The sequence below is a fragment of the Bremerella sp. TYQ1 genome (assembly GCF_020150455.1).
GTDB classification, from domain to species: Bacteria; Planctomycetota; Planctomycetia; order Pirellulales; family Pirellulaceae; genus Bremerella; species Bremerella volcania_A.
The window spans coordinates 3,788,190-3,800,840 of sequence record NZ_CP083740.1 but is presented as its reverse complement, the minus strand read 5'-3'; the positions used below and the strand labels follow the sequence as shown (position 1 = coordinate 3,800,840).

The 12,651-nt window shown below is 55.7% G+C and carries 11 protein-coding genes and 1 tRNA gene; 8 read left to right on the top strand and 4 right to left on the bottom strand.

What is annotated here, in order from left to right; genetic code table 11:
* Positions 1-36: 36 nt before the first annotated feature.
* A complete protein-coding gene (locus LA756_RS15110) occupies positions 37-621 on the top strand; it encodes a lysophospholipid acyltransferase family protein (RefSeq protein ID WP_224435552.1) in 585 nt (194 codons plus the stop codon).
* Positions 622-636: 15 nt separating this feature from the next.
* The gene (locus LA756_RS15105) at positions 637-1,683 is read left to right on the top strand and encodes a phosphatidate cytidylyltransferase (RefSeq protein WP_224435551.1); all 1,047 of its coding nucleotides are present in this window, start codon (positions 637-639) and stop codon (positions 1,681-1,683) included.
* 4 nt (positions 1,684-1,687) lie between these two features.
* Here the strand turns inward: LA756_RS15105 and LA756_RS15100 are convergent, their stop codons facing one another.
* On the bottom strand, positions 1,688-2,638 hold the full coding sequence (locus LA756_RS15100) for a CHAD domain-containing protein (protein ID WP_224435550.1): 951 nt from the start codon (positions 2,636-2,638) through the stop codon (positions 1,688-1,690).
* 222 nt (positions 2,639-2,860) lie between these two features.
* Here LA756_RS15100 and LA756_RS15095 point away from each other — a divergent pair.
* The 3 genes from LA756_RS15095 (at position 2,861) to LA756_RS15085 (ending at position 7,075) form a co-directional block, all read left to right on the top strand.
* Positions 2,861-2,943, top strand: a tRNA-Ser gene (locus tag LA756_RS15095).
* Between the two features lie 346 nt (positions 2,944-3,289).
* Positions 3,290-4,591, top strand: coding sequence for a PotD/PotF family extracellular solute-binding protein (locus LA756_RS15090; protein WP_224435549.1), 1,302 nt, complete (start codon positions 3,290-3,292; stop codon positions 4,589-4,591).
* A 27-nt stretch (positions 4,592-4,618) separates the two neighbouring features.
* Complete coding sequence (locus tag LA756_RS15085; protein WP_224435548.1) at positions 4,619-7,075, top strand: ATP-binding protein; 2,457 nt, start codon at positions 4,619-4,621, stop codon at positions 7,073-7,075.
* 29 nt (positions 7,076-7,104) lie between these two features.
* On the opposite strand, the gene LA756_RS15080 is transcribed toward LA756_RS15085, so the two are convergent.
* Positions 7,105-7,614 carry a DinB family protein gene (locus tag LA756_RS15080; protein ID WP_224435547.1) on the bottom strand — a complete coding sequence of 170 codons (510 nt, stop codon included), beginning with the start codon at positions 7,612-7,614 and terminating at the stop codon, positions 7,105-7,107.
* A 26-nt stretch (positions 7,615-7,640) separates the two neighbouring features.
* A complete protein-coding gene (locus tag LA756_RS15075) occupies positions 7,641-8,276 on the bottom strand; it encodes a molybdenum cofactor guanylyltransferase (RefSeq protein WP_224435546.1) in 636 nt (211 codons plus the stop codon).
* A gap of 282 nt (positions 8,277-8,558) precedes the next feature.
* Between LA756_RS15075 and LA756_RS15070 the strand changes: the two genes are divergently transcribed.
* Positions 8,559-9,374, top strand: a complete 816-nt coding sequence (locus tag LA756_RS15070) for a formylmethanofuran dehydrogenase subunit C (protein ID WP_224435545.1) — start codon at positions 8,559-8,561, stop codon at positions 9,372-9,374.
* Positions 9,375-9,671: 297 nt separating this feature from the next.
* Here the strand turns inward: LA756_RS15070 and LA756_RS15065 are convergent, their stop codons facing one another.
* Positions 9,672-9,923, bottom strand: a complete 252-nt coding sequence (locus LA756_RS15065; RefSeq protein ID WP_224435544.1) for a hypothetical protein — start codon at positions 9,921-9,923, stop codon at positions 9,672-9,674.
* Between the two features lie 487 nt (positions 9,924-10,410).
* Here LA756_RS15065 and LA756_RS15060 point away from each other — a divergent pair, with 487 nt between their 5' ends.
* A complete protein-coding gene (locus tag LA756_RS15060; RefSeq protein WP_224435543.1) occupies positions 10,411-10,686 on the top strand; it encodes a DUF4212 domain-containing protein in 276 nt (91 codons plus the stop codon).
* A 3-nt stretch (positions 10,687-10,689) separates the two neighbouring features.
* On the top strand, positions 10,690-12,549 hold the full coding sequence (locus LA756_RS15055) for a sodium:solute symporter family protein (RefSeq protein ID WP_224435542.1): 1,860 nt from the start codon (positions 10,690-10,692) through the stop codon (positions 12,547-12,549).
* The last annotated feature ends 102 nt before the right edge of the window (positions 12,550-12,651 follow it).

Below are 12,651 nucleotides of genomic sequence, written 5' to 3'. Positions count from 1 at the left end.
CGAAGCAAGGTGAAGGTCAACTTAACGGGTCCGTTCTTGGCTGGTCTGGCGAAAGTTGTCGCCGGAAGCAGTGTCCGCTGGGTGGATTGCCACCCCGACACCTGCCAGCGGATCTATTTTGCGAACCACACCAGCCATATCGACGCCGTCATCATTTGGGCTTCGCTGCCGAAGCATTGCCGAGAACTGACGAAACCGGTCGCCGCGAAAGACTATTGGGACCGGGGGTGGTTTCGCCGCTATCTGGCTCGCTCGCTGAATGCGATGTTGATCGATCGCGAGAACATCAAAGTTCACCGCAGCCCTGTTGAATCGATGCTACAAGAGATCGGCGACAAATACTCGGCGATCATCTTTCCCGAGGGAAGCCGGAACGACGGAACGACGTTGCGGAACTTTAAAAGTGGGCTTTTTTACCTGGCAAAGAAGCGACCCGACCTGGAACTTGTTCCTGTCTATGTCGACAATATGACACGCATTTTACCGAAGGGTGAATACCTTCCGGTTCCTTTGCTTAGTCGCGTAATCTTCGGACCGCCCATTTGGCTGGAAAATGGCGAGCCAAAGACAGACTTCCTCGTCCGTGCTCGGGAAGCGGTTTCCCGGTTGCGAGACGTTTGACGCTGAAACGACACCATGCATTTGCTGCCTGATTGCCTAAGCACGATTTTCACAGCACCGTTGTTGGCCCAACAAACGGCGTTTCTGCTGGATGGTGCAACCGGCATCTTGCTGGGCGTGGTGATCAGCTGCTTGTTGATTGCGACGGGGGCAGGCCAAATCTTACGGCGTCAGCCTGACTCGAGCGTGAACCCAGCCATCGTTCAGGCATTCATTCGTCGCGTGCGAGCATGGTGGTTGATGACCGCTATCCTGGCCGTTGCGTTCATGATTCCCTCGCCGGTTGCGACGGTGATCTTATTCTTCCTGATCTCGTTCTGGGCACTCCGCGAGTTCATTACGCTGACCCCGACACGGCTTGGCGACCATCGCACGTTGTTCTGGGTCTTCTTCGTGTTGACGCCAGCCCAGTACGTGCTAGTGGCCATGGGGCAATCGCAGTACGAACTGTTCAGCATTTTGATTCCCGTTTATGGCTTTCTCTTTGTCGCCGCGCGAATCGCGGTGGCAGGGGACTACAAGCGGTTCCTGGAACGTATCGCGAAGATTCAAGCGGGGCTTTACATCTGTGTCTACTCGCTCAGCTACGCTCCGGCACTGTTGTACCTGACCGATTGGACCGATCCTGAATACTCGACGAAAAGTACCGCCGGGCTGCTGTTCTACTTCCTGCTGATTGCCCAGCTGAGCGACTTGTTGCACTTCGTTTGCAGCCGTTTACTCGGAAAGAATGTGATTGCCCCCAACATCAACGCCAGCCGTACTTGGGAAGGCTTTTTCGCAGGAACCGGGGTAACCGCGGTTGTGGGGGCACTGCTTAGTTTGACCGGGGCGACGCCGTTCAATCCGTGGCAGAGTGCGGTGATGTCGATCGTGATCGCTGTGATGGGGGCCGCCGGCAGCATGGCGATGAGTGCCATCAAACGGGACCGCGGCGTACAAGATTATGGCACATTGGTCGAAGGACATGCCGGCGTGCTCGACCGGATCGACGCGTTATGCTTCGCTGCTCCGGTCTTCTTTCATCTAACGCGGTATTACTTCACCACCGCAGGCGGTTAGTCGGCTACGAAGCCGTCAGCTCCGGATGCACTTCCGGTGGTGTGGCACGCTCCGTTTCGTACTGGCTCGCGTCGAGATAGCTTTCCAGTCGCTCAGCGAATGCCTCGTCCGATTCGGCAAACAGACGCATGCCAAGCGTTTTCGCTTCGGCTCGAAGTTCTCGCTGGCGGCGTACTGTAAGAATGACGAACGCGTCGGTGGCCTCCGCGCCGGCAAACGCTTCCGCTTCCTCTTGAATGGTCTCTCGCAGCACAGCCAAGTCGTGATCGTCTCCTAGCAGATCGGCCAAATCATCCGCTTCTTTTCGCCGCGCGTTCACTTCGCGTTGCCAGATGGGCCGGATCAGTCGCATGTGATACCAGTGGTACTTCACCCGTTTTCGCCACTCGTGGAACTGCTCGGAGTCATCTTTCTTGTAGGCCTTTTTCATTGCCTTCAGCCCGCGCTGGTAGGTCTTGTCGATTCCGGCCATGATCGCCTCAGGCTCCATTTCGTCGAGAGGCCAATAGGGGATTCGATCGCGACCTTCTTCCAGCTTCGCCTTCACGTCGCGTAGCTCTTCGTCGAGTTGCACATCATCTTCCAGCAATTCTTTCAGCCGCATCGTCAGTTTGCGGCGAATCGGCCCAAACAGTTGCCGATCGACTTCTTCTTCGTAACGCTCCATCAGCTTGTCGTACGTTTCGATCAAAACCTGAGCATCTCGAACGTCCGACAACCGCGCGGCGATATCGCGATACCACTTGTTTTCGGCCTGATAGGTTTTCTCAAACTCAGGTCGGACCAGCCGCACGAGGCCGCGAATCTTCTTGCACCGTTTGCGAACCTGGTGAACCGCTTCGTCACGCGGCACCGTCTTGTCGTCGATTTCTGCGATGGCCTGATCGATCTGCTCTCGGGCAATTCGCCGCAATGCGTGGGAAAGTGGTTCGTTGTCGACTAGCTGATAGGTCATGATTACTCCCTTCGTGGCGTCGTTTCAGTGCCAGTCAGAGCTGCAAAAATCGTGCCTAGCCGACGTCGGCTCTTCTTTCGCCGAAGAAAGCGGAGAAGAAGTAGGACCCAATCGCGAACCAATCTCGGCCCCAAGCGTCCCAAGAACATTCACCCACCATTTTGGCCTGACTCCCGGTTGATCAGATTCCAAGAGTCGATAAACTGGAGAGTTCCCAAGCCGGGAGGATACGCGAACTGGCTAGCAGCTTGACTCGAAATCAAGTGCCGGGCAACCGGTTGAGGGTTCGAATCCCTTGTCCTCCGCTATCGGTAATATTCGAACACAAAGGGACTTACACGTTGGTGTGAGTCCTTTTGTTGTTTCTTGGGCTGCCGGTTTCTGGGTGGCGTAAGCCGTGGGGGTTTTCGGCGGTGATTGAATATCTGGCTGGGGACTAGCATTTGGCTGCGGGGAGCCGCAGGGCTTGAGGTTGCTGGGGAAAATAGCTGGTCAGATCTTGCCCTTAGGGCCTGCTTGGTGGCTAACTCTTGGCCATTTCTTGGAAAACGCCGGGTTTTTGCTGTTTCGGCTTAATGGCGCCCCATATTAGCGTACGGGACGTGATCTTCCCGTCGACACGTTTTATTCGGCATGAGGAAGGGGCGCTTCATGGTAATCGAGCAAAGCCAAGCACAATCTTCAGCGGTCGCGAAACCGACACGGCGTCAGTTTCTCGGCCAAGCTGCCGCGGCTGCTATGGGGGCGAGTTATCTCAGTTCGCCGCCGGCCGTACATGCTTCGCGAGAAATCACGCTTCGTGTTCTGGGAACCGACGTCACATTGCAGGAAGACATTCGCCGCCAGGCCGAAAAGGACTTGGGCATTCGTATTGTCTTCGAGCCGAGCGGAAGTGCTGGGACGCTGCAAAAGGCTTCGACGCGGCCAGAGTCGTTCGACGTTTACGAACAATGGTCCAACAGCATCAACGTGCTGTGGTACGCCAATGCGATTCAGCCGATCGAGAAGTCGCGCATTCGTCGTTGGGACGAGATCAACCCACTGACGAAGTCAGGCCAACTGACCCCGGAGATGAAGATTGGGGCAGGGGACGCGCCGCATAAAATTCTGCATGTCCAAAGCGACGGCAATCTTGGACCGAACGCGACCGACCACATCAGCTTCGTGCCGTACGTGCACAATGTCGACTCGTTTGGCTACAACACGTCGGTCATCCCTCAAGGAGTGGCTTACGAAACGGAAAGCTGGGGCTGGCTGCTGGACGATGCCTACCGAGGCAAAGTTGGTTTGGTGAACGAGCCAGCGATTGGCATCTTCGACGCCGCACTGGCCGCCAAAGCGAAAGGCCTGGTCGAGTTTGAGGACCTTGGCAATTTGAAGCGGTCGGAAGTCGATAGCTTGTTCGAGGTGTTGCTGGATTACAAACGCCGCGATCATTTCAACGGCATTTGGAATTCGGTGCCGCAATCGGTGCGGTTCATGAAGTCAGGCCGCGTGGTAATCGAGAGCATGTTCTCTCCGGCCGTTTCCAGCTTGAATGGAATGGGAATCCCGGTGACGTACGCCGCGCCGAAAGAAGGCTATCGTGGCTGGCATGGGGTGTTGTGTTTGTCGAGCGCGGCGACGGGACACGTTCGCGACGCCGCCTACGATTACATGAATTGGTGGCTTGAAGGTTGGGCAGGTGCGTACATGGCACGGCAAGGCTACTACATTTCGATTCCGGAACGCACAAAGCAATATCTGAGCGAATCGGAATGGAACTATTGGTACCAGGGCCGCCAGGCCGCGACCGATTTGCCAGGTGCCGACGGGACGATTGCTGTCAAACGCGGAAGCTACCGCACCGGCGGCTCGTATCACGAACGTCTCGGCAATGTGGCCGTCTGGAACACGGTGATGGATTCGTACGAGTACAGTCTCGTACGTTGGTACGAGTTGTTGACCACATAAGCAGGTTCACCGGCGACAATTATGAGCATGCAACGAGCAACCACCTGTGCCAACAGCTTAAGCGTGAGCGCGAAGATCTCTTTGGGGTTCTTGATCGTGCTCATTCTGCATATCTCGATTGCGCTGCTGGGGCACTATGGTTTGTCGAAGGCGCAGCGCGACCTGGAAACGTATGGCAAGCTCGATCGTGAAGTCGAGCAGTTTCACCAAATCGATCGCCTCGTTGCAGCGCTTCAGCGGAACGTGTTGTTGTTTGCGTTCACGGGGTACGAAGGGCCAGAGCAACGCGCGAAAGAGTTGCAGTCGCAGTTAGAAGCGTTGCTCGAGAAAGCTGCCCACAGCGATTACCTCAAGGAACGCGAAGCCGTGCAAGAGATGCAGGCTCACCTGGTGAAGCATCAAGAGATCTTCGCTGCCGTGGCTGCCGATCGAGCCAAGCGGCGCCGGCTGGTCGACGAAGGTTTGCAGCAGCATGTCGATCGCTTCGAGCAGGGGCTTCTAGCCCTCGAAGGGAACCCACGGATCGAACGCGAAGTCACCGAGGCATCAGCCGCATTCACCGCGGCGCAGTTGAACATTTTGAAGTTCGTTAACGGACCTGATTCGACGTACTTCCGTCAGGCGAAAAACGAGATGGCCGAAACGCGTCGGCACTTACTCGCAGTTCGTGAGGTGATCGGTGCGGAAGAAAACGTTACCCTGATCGCGATGCTGGACTCCGTCGACGCTTACGAAGCGGCCTCGATCCAAATGGTCCAAGCGACACGCAGTTACTTGCACCTGGTGAACGTTGTTTTGGCCGGCGAATCGGTTGAGTTCCGTCGTCTGGCGACCGACATTCGCGAAGAACAAGACCTTCGCGTCGGTCAGTTGGCCGAGACAATGACCGAAGACAACCGCCACTTCCAGTTCGCCAGCAATATGTTTTCGGTGATCACCATCGTGTTGGGCGTTGTCGCGGCATGGTTGATCGGAAAAGATGTCGTGCCGCCGCTCGATGCCATTGCCACCACGTTCGATCGCCTTGCGAAAGGGGAACGGATTGAATCGATTCCGGCCATGGATCGCAGCGACGAACTCGGCCGGTTGGCTCACGCGGCTCAGGTCTTCAAAGAGAAAGCCAACGAAACGGAACGGTTGTTGGCAGTCGCCGAAGAGTCGCAAGACGAATTGAACTCGGTCAATCAAGAACTTGCCAAGCAAAGTGCGCTCGCTGAAAAAATGGCCCAGGATGCCACCGCGGCGACGGTTGCCAAAAGTGAGTTCCTGGCCAACATGAGTCACGAAATCCGTACGCCGATGACGGCCATTCTTGGCTTCGCGGAAACCGTTGCCGAGACGACCAAAGACGAAGAAACACGGCAATCTGTGGAAACGATTCAGCGTAACGGCGAGCATCTGTTGTCGATCATTAACGACATTCTCGATTTGTCCAAAGTGGAATCGGGCAAGCTTTCTGTCGAGATGATGTCGGCCTCGCCGTACACGGTCGTTTCCGAAGTCATTTCACTTGTCCAAGTCAAAGCAGACGGTGCCGGTTTGAAGCTTTCGTCCCGCTTCATGGGGAAAGTCCCCAAGTCGATTCATACCGATCCGACGCGGCTGCGGCAGATTCTGATCAACTTGCTGGGCAATGCCATCAAGTTCACCGAGATCGGCGGAATCTCGCTTCAGGCCGAACTCATCCAACGCGATGGACGCGCGGTGATGCAGTTCGACGTCATCGATTCAGGCATCGGCATGACCGACGAGCAGTTGGCCCGATTGTTTCAACCATTCTCGCAGGCCGATACCTCCACGACGCGGCGTTTTGGTGGAACCGGACTGGGGCTTACCATCAGCAAGCGACTTGCCAACATGCTGGGGGGCGATCTGACGGTGGCTTATTCGCGACCTGGCGAAGGGACATCGTTCCGGCTGACGGTCGATGCCGGCCCGGTCGAAAAGATCGAATTCCTCGATGCCCCTTCGGCTCATGCCCTGCAGCAAGAGAAGGACGAAGTCGACTGCGAACATGTCAGCCTGGCAGGGCTACGCATTTTGCTGGCCGAAGATGGACCGGACAACCAGCGGCTGTTGAAGTTCGTGCTCAACAAAGCTGGCGCCGACGTGACCATTGTCGCTAACGGTCAGGAAGCGGTCGACGCGGCTATGTTGGCTCTTGAAGAGGGAAGCCCGTTCGACTGCGTGCTGATGGATATGCAGATGCCGGTTCTGGACGGTTACCAGGCCACGCAAACTCTTCGCGAGCGAGGCTACTGCAAGCCTATCTTGGCTCTGACGGCCCATGCGATGGAGCGAGAAAAGAAGAAGTGCCTGAACAGTGGCTGCGACGATTTTCTTTCCAAGCCAATCGATCGCAAACGAATGTTGCTCACCGTTTGCCATTGGTCGCGCAGTGCGACATGCCAGTACGAGTGCCCACTGAGTAGCAGTTGCCAGCCGAAAACCCAAAGCCAGATCGACCAGAGCTACACGTCGTAGTCGATCTGCGAATGCTGGCCGATGTTCGCCTAGCGAATCGGTGGCTTGCCTGACAAGCGACGCAAAAGACCCATCTGGCCGAAGTGCATCATCGCGTGGTACGGCAGGAAGACGAGCGTGTCGAACTTGGTCTTGAACAGCGGGTGTTCCGGCAGGCTGGGTTCGTCTAGCAGGTCCAGCGAGTACGTTTCCATTTCTTCCTTCAGCTTGTCGTTGACGCGCTTATAGAGTTCGATCATGCGCTCGATCGAAGGATAAATGGTTTGGTCCTGCGAAGGGACACTGCCGCGGCCGAACGTCGCCGCATAGCTTTCCGGCAACAGCCCAGCATCTTCGGCCTTCTTGCCGCGAACACGCATCATGCCGAGGCCATAGTTGGCCAGCGTGATATGTCCGACTTGCCACGCAATGTGGGTGACTCCTTCGCTTGGCATGCGGAACCAAAGCTCCGGTTCCAAGCCTTCGATGAATTCACAAATCATCTTATCGGTGAAGGCGATCCGTTGCTTGGTCAATTCCCATTGAGCTGCGTCAGCCATTCTTCTTCGTTTCCAGTTGGGGTAGGTTAATCTTCTAGTGGATGTGGAAGGCCTGCGATCTGCAATGCTTCGCGATACGCCTCTGGCGTGTTGACATTGCGTAGCAAGCCGAGGTTCGGATCGATGCTGCTTAGTTGGCGCACCTTGACCCAGCGTGTTTCAAGCCCTTCGATGCAGGACAGCAAGCGGTGGTTACCAGAATGCAGGATATTCTCGATCGGCTCTAACGCCGCGTTAGCATACACGGCGGCTAATGGTTGCGGAAAGCCTTCGAACCGCGGGATCACCGCGTCGAAGTGATTTAATTCGGCGAATAAAAACTCGATACTTTCTGCGGTGACCAACGGCAGATCGCATCCCAGCACGACCGAAGCTTCCGACCAGCTGGTGACATACTTCAGCCCTTCGTACAGCGCCGCCGCGGGGCCTTGTTTTTCCACACGATCTGGCAGCTCGGTCACGTCGTAAGGAAGCTCGGGGACTTCGTACACTTTGCTTGTCAGCAGTACTACTTCTTCGACCAACGGAGAAACGATCCGCACGACACGCTCCAGCATCGTTTCGTCGCCGAAAGGAAGATGCGCCTTCGATTGCCCCATCCGACGGCTTTCACCACCGCAAACAATCAATGCCGTTCGCTGAGATCGAGGCAACGTGGTCATGTTGTCAGAACACTCGTCGGTTATATTGGAAACGTGCCAGGCAATGCCCCATCACGTTTGTGTTGTCGGTATGTTGGGGTGGTCCCGGTTTTTAAACCGGGATGGCCGAAGGCCACAAGAAGCCATTGTAAGTAGTTTGTCCTATAAGCAACGGTTTCATTCGCTTCCCAACGCATTCAATGGCAGCTTGTCGGCTACGCCGATACCGATTTAAAAATCGGTACCATCCTGCATGCACAACCTGATCGTTTGAATCACGTCCTGACTTTGATCCATAAAGCCATGAGACTTCGCCTACGTCACGATATCACGGTTGGCCTCGATCTTCGAGGTGTCCTTCCTTCGCGCTTACTGCCGATGTCGATCGAAGAAGCCGCGAAAGTCACCGTTTGGGAAGGGAACCGCCGTGTCGAACTGGGCGAGTTGTTCCATATCGAAACCGAAACACGCCGTGAAGAGACGCTTCGATTGATTGGCAACTTGGCCAAAGCGGACAACATCGGAGCTGGCCTCGATGGCGGAACGCTGTTCGTGCAAGGAGCTGTCGGTCATCATGCCGGGCAAGAGATGAAAAGTGGTTCGCTTTACATCCATGGCCATGTCGGCAATAACCTGGCCGAAGGGATGAAGTCAGGCTTCATCAAAGTGCTGGGAAATGTCGGCGATCGTGTCGGAGCACCTCTGCCAGGCCTGAAGAAAGGAATGGCCGGAGGCAACATCTTCATTCTCGGTTCGGCTGGTAAAGAGCTGGGTCATCGGATGCGGCGGGGAACAATTGCGGTGACCAACGACTGCGGCGATTTCCTCGGCTACGAAATGCTGGCTGGGACGATCTTCGTCGGCGGGAAAGCAGGTGCCCACGCCGGGCTTTCGATGCGACGCGGAACGATCATTCTGAATGGCAACAAGCAAGCCGACTTAATGGCTGGGTTCATCCATGCATGCCAGTTTAAGCCAACGATGATGCCGCTGTTGGTGCAAGAGTTCGAGCGGCTGGAAGTCCCTGAGGTGGCCCGGCTGATGTCGACCGCCAGCTACGATCTTTACCATGGCGACTTGGCCCAGATGGGACGTGGCGAAATTTTGCTGCCAGCGTGACCGGCACTCTGCCAGGGGGCAAGCGGAAGGGAAGCTGCACCCCCTTTATTTTCAAGCGAACTCTCGTCTGCTTCGCCTCGCGCCTATTCTACATAAGTCTGCGCACTCTTTGCAAGAAATATTAATAAGGTGTTGTGCAGTTGTGCTTCAGGATTGAGCGTTTCCAAGGCCTTTACCGTCCCGACGTCAAGCCAAATTAACGGTAGCGATTCGAGCATCGTTTGAAGCGTTTGGGAAAAGGGGCATAACCCTCGGGAAAAACGTGGTTCCCGAAGTCCCCTGTACACGCTGGTAGAATCAAGAGCGAGTCTCCTTGCCAGGGGAACGCTCGTTGGCAATTCGATCGCTCTCTGCAGCTTCCGCCGCGGTGCTTGAGGTATCGTTGGTTTGCGATAGGCTCTCCCAGATCGGGTGCCATGCCTTCGTCTTCGTAGGCATGCTCTTGTCAGGAACCCCCATGCTCACGAAGACGAGAGCATGGCACCCTGAATGACTTTCCTTTCCCCAGGGGATGACGGGGTTAATCGTCAGAATCGATACAGTCGGCATTCTCTTTTCGGGCAGGGCAATCGGGGGCACGGCTGAGGCTGCCTTCGGTCGGGTCGTAGGTAACGTTTAATCCTTTAAATCCGAGGCGAACCATTTTCTGAAAAAAGCATGGATCAATCAGCCGATACCTGTTTGTAGCCACGGATGGGTGAAGTGACTCATGGATGGGCAAATCTCGAAACCACAACGTTGGGACGTAGAATATGCCTGTCGAACTACTACACGCTTGCTTGGGCGTCGCATTTGTTGCGACTTGGGCGATGATCGGCCAAGTGACCCTCGAGCGAAATTAGCTGCACTCGGATCGTATCGGGAAAGAGCACCCCTTAAAGCCTTACGCTTTCCTCGGATCGTCCCGTTTGCAGCCTTCACCCCCTTTTTCAGGCGGTTCTTTCTTTGCGCGTCTAGTTGACAGACGCATCGGAATTGATTTTCCTAGCGGCAACTTTTCTTTTCTTTTGAAATATATTGCCCCGGAAAATCCCGCATGTCTTCCTCCCCACCTCCAGCCCGACCAGAGCCCAAGGTTGCCTATTGGCGTCAAAACCTGATGGTGATCGGCGTGCTGCTTTCGATCTGGGCGTTTGTTGCCTTTGGTTGCTCGATCTTCTTTGTCGAGTGGCTTAACCAGTTCAAGATTGGCAACTTACCGCTAGGCTTCTGGTTCGCCCAACAAGGCTCGACGTACGTCTTTTTGGTGCTGATTCTGGTCTACGCGTTGGTGATGGACTATCTCGACCGCAAACATGGTGTGAAGGAGTAGTCCGTGGAATTCAACGACGTATTGCCGCTATTGGGCACTGCCATGACCGAAACGCGGGCATGGACGTTTACCTTCGTGATCATCACTTTCATGGTTTATCTTTACATCGGCTGGCGAAGCCGTGTGAAGGAATCAGGCGAGTTTTACGTGGCCGGGCAGGGCGTTCCCGCGATTGCCAATGGTGCCGCGACGGCTGCCGACTGGATGAGTGCCGCGTCGTTCATAAGTATGGCCGGCCTGATCAGCGGATTGGGCTCGGACGGCTCGGTCTTTCTGCTCGGCTGGACAGGGGGCTATGTGCTGTTGGCCATGCTGCTGGCGCCGTATCTCCGAAAGTTCGGACAGTACACCGTCCCTGACTTTGTAGCGAAACGGTATTACAGCGAAACGGCCCGAATCGTGGCGGCCATTTGTGCGGTATTCGTTTCGATCACCTACGTCGCCGGTCAGATGCGTGGCGTCGGAATTGTGTTCGCCCGCTTCCTGGAGGTCGAAACCTGGCAAGGGGTGGTCATCGGTATGTTTATCGTCGGTGTCTTCGCGGTGCTGGGGGGCATGAAGGGGATCACGTGGACTCAAGTCGTGCAGTTTTTCGTGCTGATCGCTGCGTTTTTGATCCCGACGTTCGCCCTTTCCGGAATGCTGACCGACAGTTCGATCCCACAGATCGGCTTCACGACGGGGGACGTTCACGAGAAAGTGAACCAGATCCACGAAGACCTTGGCTTTGCTTCCTACACGCAGCCATTTACCAACTATGACATGGCAAACGTGCTGTTGATCATGTTCGCCTTGATGACAGGAACGGCCGGGCTGCCACACGTGATCGTCCGGTTTTACACGGTCGCCAATGTGCGAGCGGCACGCTACAGCGCCTTTTGGGCATTGTTGTTTATCGCGCTGCTGTACACGTCGGCCCCTGTGTTGGCGATGTTCGCACGGTTTGAAATTTTGAAGACCCTCGACGGTGCTCACATCGGCCAAGTCACCCAAGACGACGGCGATGATGCGAAGTACATTCCGGTTTTCCAAGAGAATGAAGAGGGCGAGAAAGTCCCTGTCGAGTGGGTAAACACCTGGCAGCGAACCGGACTGATTGAAATTGAAGACAAGAACAATGACGGCATCCTGTCGCTGAAAAACGTCGACGGTAACTTCGAGGAAGTCAAAATCGACAAAGATATTTTGGTGTTAGCAACGCCGGAGATCTCGAAGCTTTCGCCCTGGGTGATTGCGATTGTCGCTACCGGCGGTTTAGCTGCGGCACTTAGTACGGCGGCTGGGCTGCTGCTGGTAATTTCGAGCTCGATGGCGCATGACTTGTATGTTCATTTCGTCGAACCGGAAGCGTCCGAACCGCGGCGATTGATGATTGCCCGAATCATGATTATCGGGGCGATCTTGGTGGCTGGTTACTTCGGAATTTCCCCGCCAGGGTTCATCGGCGAAGTGGTCGCGTTTGCGTTCGGTTTGGCGGCGGCGAGCTTCTTCCCAATCATTTTCCTGGGGATCTTCGACAAACGCATGAACCGCCAAGGCGCGATTGCGGGGATGATCGTGGGTATCTTGTTCACGGCCATCTACATCATCGCATGTCGCTCTGATCGTGTGCTGGGCTTTGATCAGCCGCTGATGACGCCTTGGTTCAAGGACAGCAGCTGGATGCCCAACGGTTTACGCCCCGAAGGTGTCGGGGCGATTGGTCTGGCGCTGAACTTTATCGTGGCGATGGTGGTCAGCCGACTGACTCCGGCGCCTCCGGAAGATGTGCAAGACCTGGTCGAAAGTGTGCGAATTCCACGTGGGTCGCATGCCCCCGAGGCACACTTCGACGAAACGGATGCCGAAGCGGACAATCCGTAGGCAAGAAACGAAGCGTGGCTGCTCGATCGAATTCGGGCAGCCACTTATAGTAGGTCGGTCTAGGGCTTTCGCCAGCAGCGACACATTGGGCCATGCTGCGGC

Excerpts from the sequence above, each read along its gene's own strand:
- LA756_RS15060 (WP_224435543.1), top strand. The coding sequence starts at position 10,411 with ATGTCTTCCTCCCCACCTCCAGCCCGACCAGAGCCCAAGGTTGCCTAT.
- LA756_RS15080 (WP_224435547.1), bottom strand. The coding sequence starts at position 7,614 with ATGGCTGACGCAGCTCAATGGGAATTGACCAAGCAACGGATCGCCTTC.
- LA756_RS15090 (WP_224435549.1), top strand. The coding sequence starts at position 3,290 with ATGGTAATCGAGCAAAGCCAAGCACAATCTTCAGCGGTCGCGAAACCG.
- LA756_RS15065 (WP_224435544.1), bottom strand. The coding sequence starts at position 9,923 with ATGCCGACTGTATCGATTCTGACGATTAACCCCGTCATCCCCTGGGGA.
- LA756_RS15070 (WP_224435545.1), top strand. The coding sequence starts at position 8,559 with ATGAGACTTCGCCTACGTCACGATATCACGGTTGGCCTCGATCTTCGA.
- LA756_RS15085 (WP_224435548.1), top strand. The coding sequence starts at position 4,619 with ATGCAACGAGCAACCACCTGTGCCAACAGCTTAAGCGTGAGCGCGAAG.
- LA756_RS15075 (WP_224435546.1), bottom strand. The coding sequence starts at position 8,276 with ATGACCACGTTGCCTCGATCTCAGCGAACGGCATTGATTGTTTGCGGT.
- LA756_RS15105 (WP_224435551.1), top strand. The coding sequence starts at position 637 with ATGCATTTGCTGCCTGATTGCCTAAGCACGATTTTCACAGCACCGTTG.
- LA756_RS15100 (WP_224435550.1), bottom strand. The coding sequence starts at position 2,638 with ATGACCTATCAGCTAGTCGACAACGAACCACTTTCCCACGCATTGCGG.